The organism is Methanoplanus endosymbiosus, assembly GCF_024662215.1.
Classification (GTDB): Archaea; Halobacteriota; Methanomicrobia; order Methanomicrobiales; family Methanomicrobiaceae; genus Methanoplanus; species Methanoplanus endosymbiosus.
On record NZ_CP096115.1, the window covers coordinates 2,081,405 to 2,104,544 of the forward strand.

The following is a 23,140-nucleotide window of genomic DNA, read 5'->3' on the forward strand; positions in this document are numbered from 1 at the left end:
ATAATTTTGTTTTTATTTCCTTATGCCTATTTGGGTATGTGACAGAAAAGAAGGGTATTGCAGAGTTATATTTCCGGTGAGTTCACCGGTCAGATCTGAGTGTGGGGTATTGTTTTTCCTGATTTATTCCCTGAAGAGGGATTTGACATGGGCGATATTCTCTGCATCACCTCTCTCTTCGTTTACCGGAGTTTCAAGGATGAAGGGGATGTCTCTCAGTTTTGGGTGGTTTACAATCCGGCTTATAGCTTCATCTCCGATATTTCCAAGCCCTATATGCTCGTGCCTGTCAAGATGTGAGCCGAGAGCGCCTTTGCAGTCATTTAGGTGAATGACTTTCAGCCTCTCAGGACCGACCTCTGAGTCTGTTAATTCAAGAAAGGATGAGAGTCCTTCTTCTGTGGTTATGTCATATCCGGCAGCGAAGGCATGGCAGGTGTCAATGCAGATCCCAACACCTGAACTGTCACTCAGATTGTCGATAATTTCGGCTATGTCCTCAATATCACCTCCCATTGAATTATTTGTGCCTGCCGTATTTTCAAGCAGCAGCATCACCTCACCTTCTGATTCTTCAGAGGCGAGATCAATGCACTCAGTGAACCGCTTTATTGCATCCTCCCTGCCTGCACCGAGATGGCTTCCAGGATGTGTCACAAGATAGGGGATTTTTAACATTCTGCATCTCTTTACCTCCCTTAACATAACTTCCGTTGATTTCTGCTGGACTTCCTCCCTTGGCGAGGCGGGGTTTGGAAGGTACGGCATATGGGCAATGGGCGGGTATATTCCGGACTCTTTTATATTTTTTATAAATTTTTCCGCTTCTTCTTCCTTAATCTCTCTTGCTTTCCATCCGCGCGGGTTTGAAGTGAATATCTGAAAGGTGGTGCAGCCCCTCTCAGCCGCACGTCCGACTGCCAAATCTATGGATTTGGCGATTGATACGTGGCATCCTACATTGATCATTGTTCAGCTGCTCCTGTTCTCTTTTCAGGGTGTCATTATGACTGTTTTCTCCTTCATATATCTATCAAGTGCGGAAAGGCCGTTCTCACGCCCTGAACCGCTCTCCTTCTCGCCGCCAAAGGGCACTTCCGGCGGGATTTTAAGATGCCGGTTCACCCATACAATGCCTGCATCAAGCATCTCAGTGGCTTCAAATGAGTTTTTAAGAGATTTTGTCCAGACTGATGCTCCAAGCCCGAATTTAGTTCTGTTTGCCTCTTCTATTGCTTCATCCATGTCTTTTACAACCGCAACCGGGAGAACCGGCCCGAATATCTCTTCTGTAAAGAGGAAGCAGTCCTTCGGTGCTCCTGCAATGACTGTCGGTTCAAAGAAGCTGCCTGATTTAAGTTCCGGAGTGCCGGTTATTTTTCCGCCTGTCAGGATCTCTGCACCATAATCTCTCTCAATTCCGGAGATGAGCATTGATATCTTCTCTCTGGCATCCATGTCAATTAAAGGGCCCATCTTTGTCCCTTTTATCATGCCATTGCCCGTTTTTATCTGTGATACCTTTTCGGTAAGCTTTCTTTTGAACTCCTCTGCAATATCCTCCATGACATAGAGGCGTTTTACTGCTGTGCATGTCTGCCCGCAGTTGTAATATCTGCCTGCAACCGCACCTGCAACTGCTGAGTCAATGTCAGCGTCACTGCATACTATCATTGGATCACTTCCGCCAAGTTCGAGTGTCAGCCGTTTCCCTGTTCCGCATGAGAGTTTCTCAACAAAATTTCCGGTCTCAACAGATCCTGTAAATGATAGTGCTGCAATTCTTCTGCTCTCTGCCAGTGCACTGCCTGCCTCACTGCCACTTCCGGTTACAACTGAGAAGACATCTTCCGGAATGCCGCAGCTGTGCAGGATGGCTGCAATCTTTTGGCTTGTAAGCGGTGTTTTGGATGAAGGCTTTACTATCAGGCAGTTTCCGGCAACAAGTGCAGGCCCCGTCTTCCATGCCAGAATCAGCACCGGCATATTCCAGGGAATTATTGCTCCGCAGATGCCAAGCGGTTTTTTTACTGTGAATGAATAGCCATAATCAGATTTGGGCAGAAAGTCGCCCCTCACTGTTCCGGATATGGATGCGTAGTATTCAAGTACCGCTGCACAGCCCTGTATCTCGTTTTTTGCCTCAAAAAGAGGTTTTCCCTGTTCTGCTGTCAGGAGTTCTGCAAGTTCAGTCTGTCTCTCTCTTATCTCCTGTGCTGAAAGGAAGAGCAGTTTTGCCCTCTCACGCGGACTTTTGGCTGCCCATCCGGAAAAGGCATCTTCTGCCATTTCTATTGCAGAATGTACATCATCTTTTGTGCATCTCTTAACTGTGCCTGCACTCTCTCCGGTTGCAGGGTTTATAACATCAATTATGTCAGTTTCCTTTTCGTTCACAGGTATAACTCCAGATCTCTTTTCAGGAGATTGTATTCAGCATTAATAAAATCTCTGCACTCTGCTTATGGTATTTCTCTGATTATCATGATTGTTCCGGCTCACCAGTGTCTGTTCTCCTGCCGTATGCGAAAGGATTATATGACTATCATCTGCTATATCTGAAACATAGGATTTTCCGGTATAATGTCAGATGATAGTAATTGCAGCATGTCTGCGGGGAAGAAATGCCTGGATAAATTGTCGGAATTAATATCTCTGGAAGTTTCCGGCGATGAAATTTATGGGATAATGGCCGAAATAATCTCTTCTGTATTCAGTGAACCTGAGAATACCGGTGTGGTTATTTCTGTGGGTGATGAAGACTGGCATTCATCTTCTTATGATGTTTCTAAGGAATATTCGGCATCTTTAAAGAGAGATCTTGAACTCGGCGGCATAAGTTACGGCTATATAAATATAGTTTATTATGGCAGCAGTTATTCCGGAGATGAATATTTTACAGATAGAGATGAGTTATTTCTGGATGCAGTGTCCTGCCGGATTTTAATTATATGTCTGAAAGATGATGGACGGTCTGAACTGGACAGCTGTAATGTGGATGCGGGTGCTTACAGGCAGATTCTCAACAACAGCCCGTTCATTGCATTTTTATGGGATACCGGTGAGGGCTGGCCGGTCAGGTTTGTCTCTGACAACGTAAGTATTCTTGGCTATACTCCTGATGATTTCTACTCCGGAAATATTCTGTATGCTGATCTGATTCACCCTGATGATTTAAAGAGGGTTGAGGAGGAGATCTCCGGTTATCTCTCTGCCGGAGCCAATGATTACACCCAGGAGTACAGGGTCTTTAATCATGCCGGTGAGATGCGCAATATTTATGATCGCACAATTGTCAGGAGAGATGAGGCAAATAACCCTGTTTTATTTGAAGGAATTATAATTGACATCACAGAGAGAGTTGAGACAGAGGAGAAATTAAAACTTGCAAATGAGAAATACTCCACTGTATTCAGCCTCAATCCTGATGTCATTATTCTCTCTACTCTTGATGAAGGGGTTGTCCTTGAGGTTAATGATAAATGGGAGTCTTTTTCCGGAATCCATCGTGATGATATCATAGGCAAAAAGATACTGGAATTTGGTTTGTACCTCAGCTCCGATGATCGTGCCAGATATATAGATGGTCTTAAAGAATCCGGTTCTGTTCTTAACTTTGAGGTGAATCTGAATATTATGAACACGGTCCGGACTGCTTTTATGTCAGGCAGGATTATTGAACTTGGGGATGCAAAGTGCCTCATTACAATAATTCATGATATAACTGAGCAGAAAGTCGTTGAGGAGAAGTTAAAAGAGAGTGAGGAGAAATTCCGGGCAGTAAGTGAGACTGCAATTGATGCGATATGTATGATGGATGACTCCGGGGCTGTAGTTTTCTGGAATAAGGCTGCTGAGGAGATGTTTGGTTATACCTCCGATGATGTCTCAGGAAAAGACTTCATGAAATTGTTTTTTCCGGAAAATATGGTGTCCGGAAGTGAGGGTGGCCTTGAGAGATTCAGTGATATAGGGTGGTGTCCTCATAAGGGCCGGATATTTGAATCTGAACTTTTAAACAAAAATTCCGCCAAAATCCCGGTGGAGATCTCATCATCACTGCTGATACTGGGGGATAGAAATTTCATTGTCTCTATTATCAGGGATATCTCTGAGAGGAAGGGATATGAGGAGGATCTTAAGGATGCAGCCCTTAAGATCAGAACAATCTTTGATTCAATAGCTGATGGTATGTATGTGATCGACAGGGATTACAGAGTCATTGATGCAAATAAGGAGCTTTATGATATCTTCGGGCTTAAGCCTGAAGATCTTACCGGAAAACACTGCTATAGTGTCTTTCATGATGCAGAAGAGCCGTGTGAGGTCTGTGCTGCAAGGGATGTTTTTGAAAAAGGGATCACCAGCAGGGTTGAAAAGTCTGTAACTAATCCTGACGGTCTGGTTCTATATTATGATACGTTTGCAACCCCGATAACGGATTCATCCGGAAATGTGGTTCAGGCTGTTGTGTCGGGCCGGAATATCACTGATATGAACAATTACAGGAGTTCACTTGAGGAAGCAAATAAGAAGCTGAATCTCCTCTCAAGTATTACAAGGCATGATATCTTAAATTCTATTACCATTGCTATCGGTTATCTTGGCCTTATGAAGGATAATATTCCTGTAGAGGATAAGGATTATGCCTCAAAGCTTGGAATGTCAATTAAAAATATCCAGAAGCAGATTGAGTTTACACGGGATTATCAGGATATGGGCATAAAACCTCCTGAATGGCAGGCGATTGAACCGATTATTCTTGAGTGTCTCTCTGAGGGAGGTGGAGTGCCTTCTGGTGTTCATGTCTCTCTTGAGATAATACCTGTTACAATCTATGCCGATGCTATGCTTAAGAAGGCCTTTTGCAATATTATTACCAATGCCTATAAGCATGCTTCCGGTATGAATAATTTATCTTTCATTTCCGGAAATGAGGGTGGTAATCTCGTTTTCCGGATCTGTGATGACGGCATTGGCATTCCTGCGGATAAAAAAGAGAGTATTTTCAGACCGGCATTTGGGAGGAAGCATGGCTATGGATTATTTCTGGTCAGGGAAATTCTCTCAATTACCGGAATTACCATAACAGAGTCTGGTAATGAGGGTGAGGGTGCATCTTTTGAGATTATCATTCCGGCAGGAAAGTGGCAGTCTGCCTGAAAAAAAATAATCCGGTATTTTTTCTGCCGGAAATCCTGTGCAGATTTTTTTATTCTGATTTTTGGACAGGATTCCTGTTTTTTTGGTTTATATCTTATATTTGTCCATATTTGTTGATAATTCATTTACCAGGTCGTTTACTTCGTGGATTGCACTTCCAATCTCTTCAATTGATGCACTGGCTTCTTCTGCAAGTGCGGCAAGTTCTTCTGCCTCCTCCATTACATTGCCTGTAAGCTTTGAGCCTTCGTCTGCGGCATTGACGACATTTGTGGCAATATCTGCCTGATTATCAATGGCTGCTGCAATTCTGCCAATATCGTTGTTTACCGTTTCTGCATTCTGGATAATGTCATTGAGTCCGTTTATTGCCTTGTTTACACTTGATACACTCTCGGTTATCTCAAGACTTGCGGATTTTATTGCCTCTGCCGTTTTTGCGGATGACTCCTGCACGGCTTTCACAACCGTCTCTATATTTCCGGTTGCTGCCCTTGCCTCTCCTGCAAGGTTTTTGACCTCTCCGGCAACTATGGCAAACCCGCGCCCCTGTTCTCCGGCGTGGGCCGCTTCGATTGCAGCATTGAGTGCGAGGAGGTTGATCTGGCCTGTGATGTCATGGATCAGGTTTACTACGCCGCTGACCTCTTTTATCTTCTCTGCAAGGCTGGTTATCTCACCTACACTTTTGCTTGCGATAACTTCAACACTGTTCATGCTCTCCTTTGCTTCATCTCCGGATACCTGGGCTTCCTTTCCGATTTCAACAACGTGGTTTGCATTTTTGAGTACATCTTTTGCTGTTGATGCGATCTCCTCGTTTGATTCTGAAAGGTCGGCAATCTGCCGGTGTATATCCTCGATATGGCGGTTGAGTGTCCTTGTCATTGACGCGGCGTTTGTGCTTGTGTTTGCGACCTTTTCAGCCGCAATTGCAACCTGGTCAGCACCTCTGCCGATTTCATTGCTGCTTGAGTTTATCTTGTTGAATGCTCCTTTTGATTCCAGTATTGTGCCTGAGAAGATCTCTCCGACATTGTTCAGGTTTTCCTTTACGGCTTTGATGTCGCCTTCAAAGGTCAGGCTTTCGTCAAACCTTGCACTGAAATTTCCTTTGTCAAATTCTTCTGCAATTTTGATTATCTCTTTTATTGCCTGGTTTATAACTTCGCCCACTTTGTTGACCGAATTTTTGAGGAGGAGGAAGTCACCTCTGAATTTGTTTTTGTCTTCGATTTTTGCATAAAATCTGCTGTGTTCATACTCTGAGAGAACCTTCATTGTCTCTTTTAACGGGACATTGTATGAGTTTATTACAGTGTTGAAGGATTCTGCAATTTCCTGAAATTCGGGCGGTATTCCGGATGTTTTTATCTTTGTCTCTGTTTTTCCTTCAGAAACAGCTGCTGTCGCTTTTTTAAGTTCGGATGTGAATTCACTTGCGGCTTTGTCCCTGTTATTGCAGGCTTCCTTTATTCTGTTTAATTTTTCACTGTCAGAATGTCCGGATGAGAGTATTGACCTGATGTCTTCGTATTCCATTTTAGCTCCTTTATTTAAATTTTGCATGCCAGTTTTGCAGATTAGTTTCACAGATTAATTTTGCAGATTTTTTTGGTGCCTGACTCTTTATTTCTGCGGCTTTATGTATATTATCTGTTATGCCTGCAAAGCCTTTGATAATTCCGGTTGTTTATCCCTGGGGGATGTGACTTTTTTGGATCAGGATTTATGGTTTTTAAAATATATTTTTGTTGATTTTTGGTTATTTACATTTAGGACATATGTCCTCATACTTGTGGTGCCAGCAATACTGATTTAGTGTATTTTGGTGTCTAAATCCGGAGATAATGTCAAATATTCATGTTTCTGATTATATCCTATGTTATTCGGATTCCCTGACTATTCTTTCAGCTTCACTGACGAACGAACGGGTATTATGAAGTATTTCACGTGCTTCAGACATTTCTATCTCAATAAATGATGCATAATCAGCATTCTCACGTGCTTCTTCAGCGATATTCAGATTTCTGCCAGATTTTTTGTCCATTTTCTCTGTTTTTATTTATTCATTCCCGATTGCTGAAATAAGGCCTTTATGTGTTTTAAATTTTATTCCTTTTAGAAAAAGAAGTGCTGTTGAAGCAAGGTGCATAGCATAATATGAGCTGTTTACTGAATCTTCATAATAATTCCATTTTAGAAGGATTTCTGCGATTTTAAGCCTCTCTTTTGATTTGTTGATCAGGGTGTTAATTTCCGGATTATTCATACAGCAATGCCGTCCAAGGAAATATTTCTGAAAAATGAGAGGTATTTTTTCTTCTGGTATTCAGATTCACTGATAACTTTTACTGATATATAATGGCCTGAGTCAATGCTCATATCAAAGGCTTCACCAGTGATTGAATGTTTAAGCCTGAAATCACTTTCTTTTGTAATTACCAGTATGTCAATATCTGATTTTTCTGTTTCTTCGTGTCTTGCTACTGAACCGAATACGATTATCTCCCTTATTTTGTCTCCGAATTTTATTCATATTAATTCTGAAAACTTTTTGGCAGTATTCAGCATTTCAGAATCCATCATCTGGATAATAGTTATGATCAGAGATATAATTTATTGTGCGGGGTATGGGGTGGTATTGATTTCCGGAAAAAAGCTGAGATATTTCAGGCAAAAAAGGTGTTTCTCTGTTTGGATATTTACGGGTATCTGCCCTATTTTGATTTATTCGCAGGTGTTCACAGAAACTCAATCTTCCGGACAAAGAAGTATGCAATTTTTGAGGCATCCCCGATGTCAACCTCTCCGTTGCCGTTGAAGTCTGCGGAGATTTCCGGCTCAATTTTATCTGCAACCATGTACGATACTTTTGAGACATCCCCTATATCCACAAAGGCATTTGTGTTGAAGTCCCCGTCTATCCCTTCAACAGTCAGGTCAAATGTCCGGCTGTCACCAGGCTGATAGACAAGTGTCTCACTGACATCATTGCTCCAGATCTTAAAGACGATCTCCTGATCTGTTGCACTGCCATCTCCTCCGACAATGAGCCGGTCATCAAATAGGCCCTCTCCGCCGTAGATTCCTGCCTGATTCACAACAAAACGGCCGGCCTCTTCCTCACCGATAAAGGCTCTGATGATTGTGCCGGATGGTGCAGGGATGTCTCCGATGAAGACACTGCCTGTAAATTCACATGGCAGTGCCGGAAGTGCTGCTGCATCTGCTCCATCCATCTCATAAGGTATTTCCGGTACTTCAAATGTCGCTGTTGCTGCCGATGCAATTCCTGCAAGGAAAATTATCCCCAGAGTGAGGATAATTCCGGTTAATAACCTATTTCCGGATTTTCTCATACCTAATTTTGTCATATATATTCCTCCATAAATTTTTATAATATAATTCAGCTGAGTGCTGCAATTGTACCGTCCTCTTTCATCCATATCCAGTATGCCTTTGCGGGATTCATATCTCTTGTATCGCTGTATATGCCGCTTCCACCACTGATAATTGCTGTCTCATACATCTGCTCTTCCGAATCCCATCCTATGGCTTTTGTCCATTTCCCTGAAACATCCACCAGTGTGTCCTTTGCAGTTGCAGGGGTGAGTGATGAAAATCCTACTGCATTCCAGCCAGACTGAAGATCTTCTGACGGTGGTGTCTGAAGCGGATTTGAGTCATACTTCATGGATACTTCGGCGCTGTTTGCATCATTGTTATAGATCCAGATTCCTTCAAGAGGTTTTACTTCAGTGTCTGCCTTAACAGTATCCCATTTTTTGGATGATGCATTATACATCAGAGCTGAATGGCCACCGGAATCAATATCTCCGAATATCTTTCCGGCGGTGTTATTTCCATTCTGAAGGCGCTTTGGTGTTGATATGAAGTTCCATCCCGGATTCAGGCTGATTGTCGGCCCTGCTCCTTCCTCTGTTACTTTTATATCTACAGTATCGTAGATTTCATAATCAAGCTGAGTATAACTGAGCCACTTTTCTGCTCTGACTGTGTACTTCCCTGTTTTTGTATTGCTGTCTGTTGTAAGTCCGACTGTTATTGTTCCGTCACTTCCTGTCTTTGCTACAACTGCCCATTCATTTGTTGTGCCCCCTGCTGCATATGGTATGTCCTGTCCGACTGTTGTTTCACTCATGTAATACAGTGCATCCAGTGCAGTCTGGGTCATTGAAGAAACATCATCCTGATTTTGCAGGAACTTTGGCGGGCAGTCTGTTGTGTTTGAATAACCGTTTGTTCCGGATAACCAGACTGTGTAAAGTGTCTTTGGTGTACCTGTAATTGTTACTGTGAAATCATCCTCTTTGATAACCGATTCTTTGGTCGCTGTTATTGCAACATAATCTTCCTCAACAGTGAGAGTTTCAATCTCTGATTGTGTGACTCCGGTAACAACTCCGAGATTGTCTTTCATGTCGTTGACATTGCACTGTGCATAGACTTTGTATGTCCCTGTTTTGTAATTGTCCGGATCAAGTTTCCATACCGTTGCCATATTGCCGTATGGGATCCAGAAAATAGTATTATCTGGCTTGATTGCTGAAAGGTAAACTGCGTCCATATCTCTGGTTGTTGAATTCCTGTAGAGTGCACTAAGTGTTGCACCATCAGGTGTTTCAACGTATGCGTCAATACCTGCGGTACCACCGGATGCATTACGTGCAAAGAGTGAATCAAGATTGCTGTTTATGCGGATAGCAATATGGTCATCCTGTATCGCTTTGAGGTTGGAAATATCCTTGCCACTCTGATTGTTGAACAATGAAACTGAAAGCGATGCTTCTTGGACATAAAACGCTACATTTGAAGTAATTCCTACATACCACGCACCTGTTTTTCCTGTAAAAGTACCGGGTGATACATAGAAATTGGTCAAATCAGGCACTGTAACTGTATCTGATGGAGCAGTTACACCAGGTGTACCACCTGAAGCGTAATACGATATATAGCTGTTTGGATTTCCCCAACCATCTATAAGGGCTGCACTAACATCAAGCCCTGATTCCCCAATGAATACTGACTCCCCCGGATAAACAATAGTTCCATAACTTCCGGCCATAACCGGTGATGTCATCAAAAACAATGCCAGAATAAGCAGAAGTGCTGATTTCAGGATAATATTCCCATGTTTAAATCTATTCACTTCTGAATAATTGCTTTTTATATATGATCTGTTCAAGTAAAATTCCTCCAGATTTTTTAAAAACTGCCGGACAAAAAAAGGGTTTATCTATTATTCCTCCATCGCCCGCTAACAGTTAAATAATTATTACCGGGTTTCATTGAGGTCATATTTTAAGCAGAGCCTTAGCTCACAGTCCTGAAATTAAAATATGATGTACATTATAAGTAGTATTCCCCAATTCTCAACACCCAATAAACCTGTTTATAATAAACCGGATATTTTCCAATATGATTTTATGATTTATATGTGTGCCGATATTGGATTGACACTGCGGGTAGTAATGTTAAATCCTTAGGTGATTTTGTATGATTGCCAATCGGGAAGGATTAGCACATTATCTGGAATCATATTCTCTCTTAGGTTCACTCAGCAGATCAAATTCTGAGTTATAACCATCCGGGGGGGTAATCCTCAGGTAATCTCTGTATATTTTTTCTTTGTAGTCCGGGCCAATCTCATTTACTGCTGAAATGAAGGCATCATATGTTCCTTTTCCCCCGATGTAGTCCCAGAAATCATTTCCAATTAAGACAACATCGTCATTTTTCATATCAAACCATCTCGCCGGAAAACTCCATGAATAATTCTCGCGTGTCCCGTAAGGATTGTAGGGCAGGGCAAAATATGCACTATCAACTACAGGCGGTTCCATGCAGTGAAGTTTCAGAATCTTCTCCTTACTGACTTTTGTCTGATCACTGTTTGGAAGCGGAGCTTTAAGCTCAAAGGCATATCTGCCACCATTACTTCGGTCCTCAACATAGAGGTCACAGACAACAGAAACCGGGATCAAATCTCCTCTTCCTTTTTTTATGTAGGTAAGTTCCCTGTTCCAGTCCGGTCTGATTCTTTCATTCTCCTTTGTTGCATGTTCAAGCCGGTTTAGGGTTTCTGCAATTCTGTTTAGGCGTTTTTCCCTGATCATACCGTCAATTCTGTATCCGGTTGTTCCATATCCCATTCCGTTAGTGGCAGCAACTACAGCCAGTTTTTCCCAAACTTTCCCAAACGGAGTTACAAAACGCCTCTCAAAGTGTGATCCTTTAAATATTTCATCCGGAACAAGTGCAGCATAAAGTGGTTTTTTCAGATGATGTGTCTCTTTAACAAAGGGATCAGAACACAGAACCTTGTCCATAATTCTATCCATCATGTCTTTGATGACAATCTGAATGTCATCTTTCATCTTATTAGGGTCAGACATATTCATACCAAAAATCAGATTTTCCGCCAGACAAATATAGACTCGTAGAACTGTCCCGCACGCCTGCCTGTTCTCCGGTTGACATGCCTTTGAATTATATCCTCAACCTCAACGTCAAGGGAATCTGCAATGCCGTCATATAGGTTGTCCTTGTCATTGGCAACAACAATAAGGCGGCCTTCAGGTTCCATACTTTTAATAGTTCTGCGGAAGACCTCGGCTATATTTTTCTGGTAATTTTCCTTTGCTTTTTTGCTCTTTCCGCCTGCGGCAGGACCTATTTCTTTCTCTCTTTTATCCTCAAGCCCAAGCAGATGATAAGCATACGCATGCTGTTCATGGTAATCTATCAGTCCCACATAAGGTGGACTTGTAATTACTCCGTTTGATTTTGGAAAATCTGCGTAAAGGCAGTCCTCATGATGTATTTCAACCGATGCGTCAGTTTTCAGGTCAGAATATTCCGTGACTCTCCTAATGGTGTCGTTACTATACCGCTTTAAAAATTTAAATGCAACCTGCGTGGGATAACATGTCCTGTTATGCTTATAGCAGTGATATGGTTCTGTTACTGGTTTTTTTGGGAAGTCAAGATCAAAATGTGTGGTAAGTCTTGCAGATCTGGCTGATCTGCTTAGAATAACTTTTAAGAGTTCTTTGTATTGGTAATCTCCGCTCTCAATAAAATACCGGTATGTCAGAAGTTCTCTGAGTGCCTGTGGTGCAAACCACATATTAAGATATTCATCATCTTCCACTGAAAGAAAAGGAGTTCTTTCACATTCTTTCCAGAGTGTCTGCTGTCCTAGCTCAGTCTGAGTTGCAACACTGACTTTTTCAAGAATGTCAAGGACTTCCCTTCTCATTACTGAGGTGTCGTAATTGTCGGTCTTTGCCCCTGAAAGAAGAACATTAAAAGCTGAAATGTCATATCCAACTGCATTGATTCCAAGTTCATTGGCCTGAACAAGGGTGGTTCCAGAACCGCAGAACGGATCAATTACTGTCTGTCCCCTGACAAAATATTTCCTGAGGAAAACTTCCACGAGCTGAGGTATATATTTTCCAAGATAAGGGTGGAGACGGTGAACATGCTTGGTACGTATCCTCTCCGGAAGATCTTTCTCGCCCCAGTTTAGATTCAGGCTTTCTGCTGGTGTAAGTGCCGTAACTTCTACTGGATTGGTTGGACATTCATCAAAGGTGTATAATCCCACTTTTTTCTCTTCATTGGTAATCATGTTAAAGTCCCTGTGCAAAAATTATAATTCGGATCTTTGGGTTAAATCTGATCAGTTTGTTAATATGAGTTGAATCCGGAACATTAAAAACATTAAAGTGTATCCTTACCCCCACCGCCGTACATCTGCATCCACATATACAGCACAACGGCAATCAGTATCACAAAGATAAATCCGAACACAGGCACCCAGAACCAGAATGTTTTGTCATCTTCGTCAGAGTTTCCGGATGTGGAGTTGCCTGCTTTGTCATCTCCGTCTGAAGCGGAACCTGAGCCTGAGCCGGATGCACTGCTGTCAGGATTAGAATAGGGATTGTCCGGATCATATCCTCCCGGAGTACTGGTGGTGGTTGGTTTATCCGGCGAAGGGCTGTTTGTTTCAGTTGGATCAGGATTGACCGGGGCAGAACCTGTTACCTTAATATATGCAGTCTTTGTCAACGAATCACCGGAATCATCGTTTTTGATAATCAGAGTGACATCATAAATTCCGGGATAATTGTAGGTGTGAGTCGGAAAACTCTCATAGGACATCTTTCCGTCACCAAAATTCCACCTCCATTCAGTCACTCCCCCCTTTGACCTGTCAAAAAAGCTTACTGAAAGGGGTGCATCACCGCTAAGCGGGCTTCCGGTAAAGTTCGCAACCGGAGGTTCAATTGCCGGGCCGGGTGAAGGCGGATTTACCGGGCCTGAAGTCGGAACCGGTGTCGGGCTGCCCGGCTCTACGGCTGTGATCTTGGTTCCTAAAACTGCCCTGTCGCTGCCAAAGGAGTTCTCTACCGTTAAAGCGACCTCGTACTCCCCGGCCCTTGAATATGTGTGCACCGGATTTTCTTCAGTTGAAGTATAGCCGTCACCGAAGGACCACAGCCACGTATCCGGATTGTTTGATGATAGATCAGTGAAACTAACCTCAAGGGGTGCATCTCCGGATGTAACCGAAGCACCAATCGCTGCTACGGGCGAAAGCCCTACTTTGATATAATTATCACGAATTATGTAGCTCGTTCCTACTGCACTCTCAACTATTAATGATACATCATACGTTCCGGAAGCTGTATATTCATGTACCGGACTCTGAAGCACTGAAGTTGTCCCGTCTCCAAAATCCCACTCCCAGGATGTCGGGGATTCAGATGAATAATCAGTAAAAACAACAGTCAGGGGCGGCGTACCGCTCACATTGCTGGCAGTAAAACTTGCGGTTGGCTCAATGCCTACCCTGATATACTTGACCTTCTTTCCTGTGCTCTTCCCGTACGCATTTGTGGTTATAAGCGTGACATCGAAAAATCCCTCATCTATGTATATATGCTCCGGATTCTGAAGGGTTGACGTTGCCCCGTCACCGAAATCCCAGCTCCAGGATGCCGGATTCCCCTCCGAGAGATCAGTAAACTGAACAGTCAGCGGGTCCTGACCAGACACAGGAGACGCTGTAAAGGCAGAGACCGGCTCAGGGCCGGCTGCACATACCGGCGAAATAAGACCAACAATTAACATTAACGCTGCTATTAAACAAATCCGCATATTTTCCCCTCACACCGGAAAGCCCATTCCCCGGCTCCGGATTATGATAATAACTATATATTTATTCATAAGTAATAAATTTGCCATGAAAAAGGATTATGATATTCGTTATCTGAGATCAGAATTCCGGCAGAGATTTCCTGATATAATTGATTTGAGCTGCTTAATGAATGTGCTGATACCAGTCCACATATAATTATGTGATTGTCCCGCATTTCAGCTTAAGACATAATTCCGGCAATGACCATCTCCCCGAAATCTGCTGTATTAAGGTCTCCACCGAGATCAGGAGTTGAAATGCCTTTATTAAGTAAAGCCTGTATCTGCTCTTCAATCTCCTTTTTGGCCCCATCAACACCAAGATAATCAAGAAGCATACCTGCGCTTCTCAGTGCCGCAACCGGGTTTGCAATGCCTTTTCCGGCAATGTCGGGTGCACTGCCGTGAACCGGCTCAAACAGGGCATTATTCTCTCCGTAGTTTCCACTCGGAAGTGTGCCCAGTCCTCCGGTTAGGAAACCACATACGTCACTCAGAATATCCCCGAAGATATTTGTTGTGACAATTACATCATAACGGTCCGGGTGCATCAGGACATCGAGGGCAAGGGCATCAATATACATAGGTTTTGAAGCAATGCCGTTCTCTTTGGCTACCTTTGTGCAGGTATCCCTGAAGAGAACATCAGACTTCATCACATTGGCCTTATTGCCTATGACAATTTCTCCTTTTCTCACCTTTGCCCTCTCGCATGCAAACTCTGCAATCCTTTCGCTTCCCTTCTCTGTTACAACCCTGAGTGTGGTCGATCTCTCACTTCCGATCTCCTCAATGCCGGAGTAAAGCCCTTCAGTATTCTCCCGAACGATCTCGATGTCAAATCCCTCACCAAAGACCGGCCTTAGGTTTGCATAGAGATCAAGTTCCTTTCTTATTCTGAGTATGACGCTTCTGTAGTCCGGGTGAGGCACCGTTGTGATTGCACCGAATAAGACAGCATCAGATTCTTTCAGGAGATTAATCTCCTCATCAGTGACTGCCTCTCCGGTTCTCTCCCACCTGCCATAACCAACCTCGGCATAGAGGTACTCAGCATCCGGAAGGTAATGCCTGACGGCTTCTTCAGCAACCGGTGTAACTTCCTTTCCTATACCGTCCCCCGGCACAACAGCGATCTTCATCTTCTTCTCCATGCACTTACTGCCTCATAAACCGCATCAGAGATCTCCTTTGGAGATACTCCCCAGTGCACTGCAACGCCGCATCTCTCACCCGTGTACAGTCCGGATCTCTCCGATCGGCAGCAACGGGCAACAAAAGGCTCCTCCTCTGCAAGATCAAGCGGACAGATGTTGATAAATTCAAATTCTGCCTCCTCACCATACCACTCGGCAACCATCTGTCGTGCAGTCAGGCATCCGGCAATCCTCTCGCCGCCTTTTAGCCTGTCATTGTCAAGCGTCTTATCAAAACCGGCCGCCCGGCAGGGATAGACATCTGCCTCAATATCTTCAATGTCAATGATGTGGTGTACAAACTCAATCTCAAGCCCGCCGAATATCCCTGTTCTCTCAAGGTTTTTGACAGTTTCGGATAATACCGGAAATGGCGGTTTTGAGTCGTAAATATGCACCTTCAGAAGAACAGAAGGATCAGGATCTGCAACAAAGGTCATATGGCCGTCAAAGCCCTGAAATATGGTGCATCTCTCCCCCGACTCAGAGGCTTTCCTGATTAGATCTGCCCTGTCGTGCAGAATGACTTTTTCCGGGTACAGCCATGTCTCATCCGGCCCTGAGATCTTCTTATACTCCCTGACACCTCTTAGAAGCCCGCCTTTATCATCAACAGAGACATTTCCGGTCTCAAAAGTCCCGTCCGGAAATTTCCGGATGAGATACCTGCTTAGAAAATAGATCTGATCCTCACCATAGGGTGCAGACTCCGCCATTCCTACCTCTTTGCAGTGGCGGGGAAAGATCATCTCCTCTTCCTCATATATTCAATAAGCCCGCCTGCCCTGATAATCTCCTTCATACTCTCGGAGATCGGTTTTGCATCATAGCGGACACCGCCAACTTCAACCCGGTCTTCATCGGCTGAGAAGATAACTTCGTCACCGTCCGTACATTTTATCTCATCTGTTTCAAAGACCAAAATTCCGGTGTTCACAAGATTTCTGAAAAATATCCTTGCAAACGAGGGTGAGACTACGGCAAGAACCCCGGCCTCCTTCAGTGCAATTGCCGCCTGCTCGCGTGACGATCCGCAGCCTACATTCTTTCCGGCAATAATAACTGAACCTTTGAGCCTGCCTGCAATCTCCGGATCATAGTCCTCAAAGGCATGATCTGCCCAGACCTTACGGTCCTTTGTCCGGAGGTACCGCCCGGCGATTATCATATCGGTATCGACATCCTCACCGATGCATACCGCTTTTCCTCTCTCTTCCATTTTCAGTTCTCCTCCGGAGATCTGATCTCACCTGCAAGGGCACTTGCGGCGGCGGTTGACGGAGAGCAGAGATAATATTCAGCACCGACACCCATTCTGTTCTTAAAATTCCGGTTGGCGGTCGAAAGCCCCACTTCTCCCTCGCCTAATACGCCCATGTGCATACCAAGGCATGGTCCGCATCCCGGTGTTCCGATGGCACACCCTGCCTGTATAATGTCAAGCAGAATTCCGGTGGAGACAGCCTTCTCAAGCACACTCCTGGAAGCCGGGACAACAACCGTCCTCACCTTTACTGTCCTGCCCCTGACGATATCAGCAAATCTCTTCAGGTCCTCATATCTCCCGTTTGTGCACGTCCCGACAAAGACCTGATCAAGGGCTGTTCCGGCATACTTCTCAACCGGAACTCCGGTATCTACTCTGTGAGGGACTGCAAGCATTGGTGACAGGTTCTCAAGATCGATATCGATCTCCTTTGCATATGACGGATTCTCAGCAGCCTGTCTCTCAGATTCAATGCCCAAATGTGCGAGATATTCTGCCGTCACTTTATCTGAATAAAAGAGACCTGCCTTTGCCCCGGCCTCAATTGCCATATTTGACATTGTAAGGCGGCCTTCCATCGGGAGACTTTCAGCACCTGATCCTGTGAATTCCAGTGCCATATATGAAGCACCATCCATACCAAGCATCCGGATATATTCAAGCGTGGCATCCTTGGCTTCGGTATGCCCGGTCAGTTTGCCTTCAAGATTTACCTGGATTGTCTCCGGAACCTTAAACCATGTCTCACCGGTCTCCCAGATGGCAGCCATATCCGTTGCCCCTACTCCGGTTGCGAATGCACCGAATGCACCGAGCGTGCAGGTATGCGAGTCAGCACCTACAACAATCTCTCCCGGCCTGCATACGCCTTCACTCATCACCTGGTGGCAGATCCCGCATCCCACATCATAAAAGTTAATCCCGGCATCCTTTGAAAAATTTCTCAGTTCGTGCTGAAGGTCCGCCGTTGTCGAGTTGTTTGCCGGAACTATATGGTCATAAATTATTGAGATATTATCCGGGTTTTCAGGACGTTCTCCGCCCATTTTCCTGAATGAATCAAGCGCTAAAACGCCTGTTCCGTCATGTGCAAAAGCCCTGTCAACCTTCCGGTCAACAAAACTCCCTTCCCTTCCACCTAATATTTTTTCAGAAAGTGTTGTCAATGCTTCTCCTCCCTGGCCTCTTTTAATATTGCAAGGAGAACTTCCGGTGTTATGCTGCACTTCCCTTCGCTCTTGGTTTTTATCTGCTCTAAAACCCAGGCGCATTCATCTCTGGTTATGCTGCATCCAAGACATTTTACTACATGCTCAAGAGCTTTTCTTCCGGTATGCTTGCCAAGTATGAACTTTCTCTGCCCGCCCACAAGTTCGGGTGGGAAATACTCATATGCAGACGGTTCAACGAGCATTGCGGCGATATGTATCCCGCTCTCATGCGAGAATGCATGGTCTCCGACAACAGCCTTGTTCTTTGCAACCGGAATTCCGGAATACTCCTCCACCATTTTAGAGGTCTTCATAAGTGGTGTCAGGTTATAACGGTCAATTCCGCCTTTCATCCTAAGTGCCACAAGCACCTCTTCAAGAGCAGCATTTCCGGCACGCTCCCCGATTCCGTTTACTGTTGTATGCAGCTGAAAAGCCCCTGCCTGTGCGGCTGATATTGTATTGGCGGTTGCACAGCCCATATCGTCATGGCAGTGCACGCAGAGCGGGTTTTTCAGGGTCTCTGTAACATCAAGGACAGTATTGTACATCTCAACCGGAGTCATGCACCCGACAGTATCGGCAATACTGCTGTACTTTGCACCGACCTCATATCCCCTCGCAAACATCTCTTTTAAGAACGAAATGTCAGTCCTTGACCCTTCCTCGGCGGAGAACCTCACGTCAATGCCGTGTTCGGTTGCGTACTCCACCATTCTGAGGGCCTCTTCAAGCATCTCCCCGCGGGTCTTTTTGTATTTAATTCTTATATGCAGGTCGGAAGTTGCAAAGAATATTGAGACGAGATCGACATCGCAGTCAATGGCGGCATCCACATCGCCCTTAACGGCCCTTGACAGGCAGCATGTCCGTGCGGAAAGGCCCATGTCTGCTATCTCCCTGACGCATCTCTTCTCATTCTCAGAGACACTCGGAAATCCTGCCTCTATGACCTCAACCCCTATCTCATCGAGCATAAGGGCGATATTCTTCTTCTCTTCACAGGTAAATGAGACACCCGGTGTCTGTTCACCGTCTCTTAATGTTACATCACATATTTCAACATTTAATTCTTTCATGTTTCTCCCCCACAGGGCATGCCCCGCTGATAAGGATGACCTTTGGCCGGTCAGGCTTTTCATTAATATAATCTGATAACTCTCCGGTGCTTCCGGAACCGATCGACTCAGATCTGATAATTTCAGGTTCTGCCCACTGTATGTACCTTAACAGATCGGGCGAGTCCTGCCCTCCGGTCATTCCCATCCTTTTGTTTAAGAGGACAATGACCAGAACAGGCAGTTCTTTCTCAAAAACATCGATCAGGGAGTTAATTCCGGAATGGAGCAGTGCATAGTCGCCGGTAAGTGCGATGCCTGTACTCTTTGCGGCAGCTGCAACTGACGATCCAAGGCCGTAATTTGCAAGGCCGAAGTTATACGGCGGATTTTTGGAGAGAAGTGAGCATCCTGTGTCACAGATGACCTCTCTTCCGGAATCTTTTATTGCTGAGAATAATTCTTTGTACGGGCAGTTTCTGCACAATGTCCGTGCATAACCACGGTCCGGCATGGTCTCAGGATTTTCTGTTCTCGTCCGGACTTCTGCATTATGCCGGCCTGCCGGAGGATATGTGAGCGGAAATTCGGTCTGCTCATACATATCCACCGTTATATTTCCGGCTGCCTCACACCTCCCTTTCATAGTGAACAGAGGGTTGGCAAGCTCTCCTTTCAGGTCTTTGCGTATCACAGTGCCGGATTTGGCACTGTTTTCAAGAATGTCTTCAGTAACTCTCAGTATGGCCGGCCTTGAGAACCGCTCAGATGCCTGAAAGGCCATTTCTGCGGATGAGAAGAGGTTATCCCTGTTGGGCACTATGAGGGGTACATCTGAAACCTTCGCATAATGCGTTGAATCCTGGCAGGTCTGTGATCCAATGGCTTTTGTATCATCTCCGGCAATTATCACAACCCCGCCGATTATCCCCTGGTACACGGCATTTACCATAGGATCTGCGAGAATGTTCACTCCGGCATTCTTTACAATCACTGCCGAACGTCTGCCTGAGAGAGAATCACCGAGGGCATATTCAAGGGCTGTCTTCTCGTTTATGACATACTCTGCATCAACTTTCTCAGCAAGCTCTGTCACCGGATATCCGGGGACGGTATAGATGGTATCTGCTGACTTTAATAGTGCATCTGCAAGAATATCACAGCCGGACTTCTGATTTGTCATCTAAAAATCCCTCCCCGGTACGAGATCACAGCCGGTGCAGGCTGTGCACATAGTCTCTGCAACTGTGGTGTCGAGGCCGTTTTTCCGGATTTCAACACCAAGATACTCTGCAATGTCCAGGATTCTCCTGCGTGACGGCCTCTTAAAATCAGACATCTCTGCTTTTGGTGTCAGCGGACGTATGACCGGAATTATGCCAAGAGCTGTGAGTTCTGAGATGCAGGCCTTCATCTCAGAATCACTCTCACCTGCACCGAGTATTATATTGGTAAAAACCCTGTTCTTCCCGAAAAGCCGGACAGATTCGATGAGGGCATCCATAATCTGCTCTCTCTCCATGCCCGGACAGATCTCTCTGAAGAGTTTATCTGTTGCAGTTTCAAGGTTGAACTTCACCTCCAAAACTCCGAGGCCGTGGAGCTTCTCCGGTGTATCCTTAAGGGGGTATATCGAAACCCCTAACGGAAGCCCGAATTTCATAACTCGCTTCACAACCTCAATAACCCTCTCCTCGTCCTCTTCAGGTGAGCCTATCACTCCGCTGGTAAGTGAGATGCAGTCTATATCCGGCAGCACCTCCTCAATCATCTCTTCAATCCTCTCCGGACTCTTGAACTTCTTCTCCTGGGTTGGAACAGAGCAGTACCTGCACCTGAATATGCAGCCCTCACTGACTGTAATAAATGCCTGCCGGGGGCAGTGAAGGGCGGCAGGTTCTACCCTCCCTTCGACTTCCTCTCCCTCAAATTTAAGTACGGCATTATCTCTGTCAGTTATGACTATCTCAACCGGACTGTCATCTGCAATGCTTAACCGGACTCTCATGTTTCCGGATGAAAAAAAGACCGATCCACCCTCTCCTGATGACGGGCCTGCCGTTGAGACTGAAATTATACCCTTAATTCCACCTGTAATCTTTGCAGTGCCCGCTTCCAGAAGCCCGGCCTTTAATTCACTCCATTTCATATTTTCAGAGCCTCTTCGTAATCTGTATAAAAGGGAATTGCAGCCGCAGCACCGATTATACCACGCCCTTCGATTCTTATCTCAAGAAGGTCTCTTATCTCTTCAAATTCAGCAGGACCTACTTCTCCGGCTTTAACCTGCTCTCCATATTTTCTGAGTGGTGAGGTGTCAAAACCGGAAAATGCACAGAGGCCGGTCTCCTCCGATAGTGTGTACTTCCTGACAAGCTCTTCAAACCGGTTCATCAGTTTTTCAGGTTCTCTGGTGGCGAATTCACATGCGATTGCCACACAGTTTTTTGTTCTGTACGGCACAGGAAAGAGCTGGACTATAGTGTGGGAGAGATACCTCGAATTCTCATCCTCAACTGCCTTTGATATATTATGAGCAAGTGTCCACGTTGCACCCTCCTCGGCAGTATCGGTATCATCAATTCCGATTACAACCCTCTGCATCTTTGGAAGGGTGATTGTTGAACCGGCAACTTTTCCGCCGCCGCAGGGTTCTGATGAACTTTTTATGACACCCTTTGCAGTGGATCTGCACACCGATGCTCCGACTCCTCCGCCGCCCATGCCTTTGTATGAGATCTCTATTTCATCCCCGGAAATTTCCGCACCGCATATTCCGGCAGGGAAGTATGAACCCTCAAGCTCAAGGTCCACACAGCCTGTACTCAGCATAAATCTCTGGGTGTTTCCCACGACTCTGACTGATTCTGTGAGCGGACTTTTCCTGTAGTGATTTCCGGCCCACATCGCACCGCCTATGCAGTCAAATTTCTCTATAAGCTCTATCTTTGAACTGTCATCTGAGCCGATGGCTATGATCTCCGGGTAGGAGATGGAGTAGGGGTTATTAAAGATGTTCTCCATACAGCCCCGCCGCCTCTATTCCTCTGTTTGCCCAGAGCACTGCACCAAGTGCACCGATTCTGCCCTTGCTCTTTGCAGAATCAATATACTCTATGCCAAGCCTTTCCGCTTCAGCCTCGCACTCCTCAACATTCAGAACTTCAGTCTTAATCTTTTCAAGATATGGAGATTCCGGCTGTGTAAGTCCACGCCATACTGCAATGCCTGTATCCTCACTGACAGATCTCTCCTCGATAAACTCCTTTACAAATGCAAGCAGTTCATCCACCTTATCCGGGCGGACAGCAAAGTTCAGTGCAGATCCTACACAGTTTGTTGTCTTGTTCGGGACCTTCGGGTTTAACTGGATGAGCCTCATGTCGAGGTATTCAACACCTTCAATAGTACATGCCTCTGCACATTTGGATGCAAGCACCCAGGTGGCACCTGATTCTTTGGTGTCAGTGTCATCAATGCCTATTGATATTTTAACATATTTCGGAGAGTATATCCTCGTCCTGCATGTCCTTGCCCCGCCTGCCTTAAGGTCTTCCTCAGTCGGGTATTCTGTTCTGATAACACCCGGTGCCTGCGGCAGGCATACTGCAACACCGACACCTGCTCCTGCAATGCCTGCCCAGTTGGTTGCCACAAGGTCACCTTCTACAGATACACCTTCAAGCGCCTGTCCTCCGATGTCATCTCCGGCTGCACCAAAGTTAATAGGATATCTGCCAAGTTTTGCTGAGATTGTCATAGATGCCCCTTCTACACTTATTGATTCCACAGCACCTCCGGCACGCCTGCGGTTCATCACATCCCATTCAATTGCCCCCCTGTGGCAGCAGTGCTCAATAATCTCTGCTTTTTCTGCTTTTTCATCTACTATAACCAGAAATTTTCTGCAAAACATTGTGCCAAAGCGTTCTCTGACCTCTTCGGGAGTTAATATAATAGTCAATTGTTTGTCCCCGAAATTTTCGTTAACAGATTTTTCGGCAACAAAGT

At 45.1% G+C, this 23,140-nt stretch carries 20 protein-coding genes and 1 pseudogene; 1 reads left to right on the plus strand and 20 read right to left on the minus strand.

Annotated elements, in window-relative coordinates:
- Positions 1–123: 123 nt before the first annotated feature.
- Positions 124–969, minus strand: coding sequence for a deoxyribonuclease IV (locus tag L6E24_RS09205; RefSeq protein WP_257741689.1), 846 nt, complete (start codon positions 967–969; stop codon positions 124–126).
- Between the two features lie 24 nt (positions 970–993).
- Complete coding sequence (locus tag L6E24_RS09210; protein WP_257741690.1) at positions 994–2,397, minus strand: aldehyde dehydrogenase family protein; 1,404 nt, start codon at positions 2,395–2,397, stop codon at positions 994–996.
- A gap of 186 nt (positions 2,398–2,583) precedes the next feature.
- On the opposite strand from L6E24_RS09210, the gene L6E24_RS09215 reads away from it, so the two are divergent.
- Positions 2,584–5,163 (plus strand): PAS domain S-box protein, encoded by a 2,580-nt coding sequence (locus tag L6E24_RS09215; protein WP_257741691.1) that lies wholly within the window; start codon positions 2,584–2,586, stop codon positions 5,161–5,163.
- An 87-nt stretch (positions 5,164–5,250) separates the two neighbouring features.
- Here the strand turns inward: L6E24_RS09215 and L6E24_RS09220 are convergent, their stop codons facing one another.
- The 18 genes and pseudogenes from L6E24_RS09220 to L6E24_RS09300 form a co-directional block, all read right to left on the minus strand.
- Positions 5,251–6,705, minus strand: coding sequence for a methyl-accepting chemotaxis protein (locus L6E24_RS09220; RefSeq protein WP_257741692.1), 1,455 nt, complete (start codon positions 6,703–6,705; stop codon positions 5,251–5,253).
- A 343-nt stretch (positions 6,706–7,048) separates the two neighbouring features.
- Positions 7,049–7,213 carry a hypothetical protein gene (locus L6E24_RS09225; RefSeq protein ID WP_257741693.1) on the minus strand — a complete coding sequence of 55 codons (165 nt, stop codon included), beginning with the start codon at positions 7,211–7,213 and terminating at the stop codon, positions 7,049–7,051.
- Between the two features lie 15 nt (positions 7,214–7,228).
- Positions 7,229–7,435, minus strand: coding sequence for a HEPN domain-containing protein (locus L6E24_RS09230; RefSeq protein ID WP_257741694.1), 207 nt, complete (start codon positions 7,433–7,435; stop codon positions 7,229–7,231).
- 152 nt (positions 7,436–7,587) lie between these two features.
- Positions 7,588–7,698 (minus strand): annotated as a pseudogene (locus L6E24_RS14770) (nucleotidyltransferase domain-containing protein); the annotation flags it as partial.
- 209 nt (positions 7,699–7,907) lie between these two features.
- On the minus strand, positions 7,908–8,540 hold the full coding sequence (locus L6E24_RS09235) for a hypothetical protein (RefSeq protein WP_257741695.1): 633 nt from the start codon (positions 8,538–8,540) through the stop codon (positions 7,908–7,910).
- Positions 8,541–8,572: 32 nt separating this feature from the next.
- A complete protein-coding gene (locus tag L6E24_RS09240; protein WP_257741696.1) occupies positions 8,573–10,267 on the minus strand; it encodes a DUF3821 domain-containing protein in 1,695 nt (564 codons plus the stop codon).
- Between the two features lie 445 nt (positions 10,268–10,712).
- Positions 10,713–11,582, minus strand: a complete 870-nt coding sequence (locus tag L6E24_RS09245; RefSeq protein ID WP_257741697.1) for a TdeIII family type II restriction endonuclease — start codon at positions 11,580–11,582, stop codon at positions 10,713–10,715.
- A 14-nt stretch (positions 11,583–11,596) separates the two neighbouring features.
- Complete coding sequence (locus L6E24_RS09250; RefSeq protein ID WP_257741698.1) at positions 11,597–12,823, minus strand: DNA methyltransferase; 1,227 nt, start codon at positions 12,821–12,823, stop codon at positions 11,597–11,599.
- A 92-nt stretch (positions 12,824–12,915) separates the two neighbouring features.
- Positions 12,916–14,358, minus strand: a complete 1,443-nt coding sequence (locus L6E24_RS09255) for a PKD domain-containing protein (RefSeq protein WP_257741699.1) — start codon at positions 14,356–14,358, stop codon at positions 12,916–12,918.
- 221 nt (positions 14,359–14,579) lie between these two features.
- Positions 14,580–15,539: an isocitrate/isopropylmalate dehydrogenase family protein gene (locus L6E24_RS09260; protein WP_257744011.1), complete on the minus strand. Its 960-nt coding sequence runs from the start codon at positions 15,537–15,539 to the stop codon at positions 14,580–14,582.
- Positions 15,536–16,342, minus strand: a complete 807-nt coding sequence (locus L6E24_RS09265; protein ID WP_257741700.1) for a DUF7714 family protein — start codon at positions 16,340–16,342, stop codon at positions 15,536–15,538. Before L6E24_RS09265 ends, L6E24_RS09260 begins: the two co-directional genes overlap by 4 nt.
- Positions 16,339–16,812 carry a LeuD/DmdB family oxidoreductase small subunit gene (locus L6E24_RS09270; RefSeq protein WP_257741701.1) on the minus strand — a complete coding sequence of 158 codons (474 nt, stop codon included), beginning with the start codon at positions 16,810–16,812 and terminating at the stop codon, positions 16,339–16,341. The genes L6E24_RS09265 and L6E24_RS09270 overlap by 4 nt, the downstream gene beginning before the upstream one ends.
- A 2-nt stretch (positions 16,813–16,814) precedes the next feature.
- Positions 16,815–18,026: a 3-isopropylmalate dehydratase large subunit gene (locus L6E24_RS09275; protein WP_257741702.1), complete on the minus strand. Its 1,212-nt coding sequence runs from the start codon at positions 18,024–18,026 to the stop codon at positions 16,815–16,817.
- Positions 18,023–19,150 carry a homocitrate synthase family protein gene (locus L6E24_RS09280; protein WP_257741703.1) on the minus strand — a complete coding sequence of 376 codons (1,128 nt, stop codon included), beginning with the start codon at positions 19,148–19,150 and terminating at the stop codon, positions 18,023–18,025. Before L6E24_RS09280 ends, L6E24_RS09275 begins: the two co-directional genes overlap by 4 nt.
- On the minus strand, positions 19,131–20,312 hold the full coding sequence (locus L6E24_RS09285; RefSeq protein WP_257741704.1) for a thiamine pyrophosphate-dependent enzyme: 1,182 nt from the start codon (positions 20,310–20,312) through the stop codon (positions 19,131–19,133). Before L6E24_RS09285 ends, L6E24_RS09280 begins: the two co-directional genes overlap by 20 nt.
- On the minus strand, positions 20,313–21,278 hold the full coding sequence (locus L6E24_RS09290) for a radical SAM protein (RefSeq protein WP_257741705.1): 966 nt from the start codon (positions 21,276–21,278) through the stop codon (positions 20,313–20,315).
- Positions 21,275–22,153, minus strand: a complete 879-nt coding sequence (mmp11, locus tag L6E24_RS09295) for a methanogenesis marker protein 11 (protein ID WP_257741706.1) — start codon at positions 22,151–22,153, stop codon at positions 21,275–21,277. The genes L6E24_RS09290 and mmp11 overlap by 4 nt, the downstream gene beginning before the upstream one ends.
- Positions 22,137–23,093 (minus strand): DUF1743 domain-containing protein, encoded by a 957-nt coding sequence (locus tag L6E24_RS09300; RefSeq protein ID WP_257741707.1) that lies wholly within the window; start codon positions 23,091–23,093, stop codon positions 22,137–22,139. Before L6E24_RS09300 ends, mmp11 begins: the two co-directional genes overlap by 17 nt.
- Positions 23,094–23,140: the final 47 nt, after the last annotated feature.

Bases quoted from the DNA above. Each gene is read 5' to 3' on its own strand.
- L6E24_RS09205 (WP_257741689.1), bottom strand. From the start codon at position 969: ATGATCAATGTAGGATGCCACGTATCAATCGCCAAATCCATAGATTTG.
- L6E24_RS09215 (WP_257741691.1), top strand. From the start codon at position 2,584: ATGTCAGATGATAGTAATTGCAGCATGTCTGCGGGGAAGAAATGCCTG.
- L6E24_RS09220 (WP_257741692.1), bottom strand. From the start codon at position 6,705: ATGGAATACGAAGACATCAGGTCAATACTCTCATCCGGACATTCTGAC.
- L6E24_RS09225 (WP_257741693.1), bottom strand. From the start codon at position 7,213: ATGGACAAAAAATCTGGCAGAAATCTGAATATCGCTGAAGAAGCACGT.
- L6E24_RS09230 (WP_257741694.1), bottom strand. From the start codon at position 7,435: ATGAATAATCCGGAAATTAACACCCTGATCAACAAATCAAAAGAGAGG.
- L6E24_RS09235 (WP_257741695.1), bottom strand. From the start codon at position 8,540: ATGACAAAATTAGGTATGAGAAAATCCGGAAATAGGTTATTAACCGGA.
- L6E24_RS09240 (WP_257741696.1), bottom strand. From the start codon at position 10,267: ATGACATCACCGGTTATGGCCGGAAGTTATGGAACTATTGTTTATCCG.
- L6E24_RS09245 (WP_257741697.1), bottom strand. From the start codon at position 11,582: ATGTCTGACCCTAATAAGATGAAAGATGACATTCAGATTGTCATCAAA.
- L6E24_RS09250 (WP_257741698.1), bottom strand. From the start codon at position 12,823: ATGATTACCAATGAAGAGAAAAAAGTGGGATTATACACCTTTGATGAA.
- L6E24_RS09255 (WP_257741699.1), bottom strand. From the start codon at position 14,358: ATGCGGATTTGTTTAATAGCAGCGTTAATGTTAATTGTTGGTCTTATT.
- L6E24_RS09260 (WP_257744011.1), bottom strand. From the start codon at position 15,539: ATGAAGATCGCTGTTGTGCCGGGGGACGGTATAGGAAAGGAAGTTACA.
- L6E24_RS09265 (WP_257741700.1), bottom strand. From the start codon at position 16,342: ATGATCTTTCCCCGCCACTGCAAAGAGGTAGGAATGGCGGAGTCTGCA.
- L6E24_RS09270 (WP_257741701.1), bottom strand. From the start codon at position 16,812: ATGGAAGAGAGAGGAAAAGCGGTATGCATCGGTGAGGATGTCGATACC.
- L6E24_RS09280 (WP_257741703.1), bottom strand. From the start codon at position 19,150: ATGAAAGAATTAAATGTTGAAATATGTGATGTAACATTAAGAGACGGT.
- L6E24_RS09285 (WP_257741704.1), bottom strand. From the start codon at position 20,312: ATGACAAATCAGAAGTCCGGCTGTGATATTCTTGCAGATGCACTATTA.
- L6E24_RS09290 (WP_257741705.1), bottom strand. From the start codon at position 21,278: ATGAAATGGAGTGAATTAAAGGCCGGGCTTCTGGAAGCGGGCACTGCA.
- mmp11 (WP_257741706.1), bottom strand. From the start codon at position 22,153: ATGGAGAACATCTTTAATAACCCCTACTCCATCTCCTACCCGGAGATC.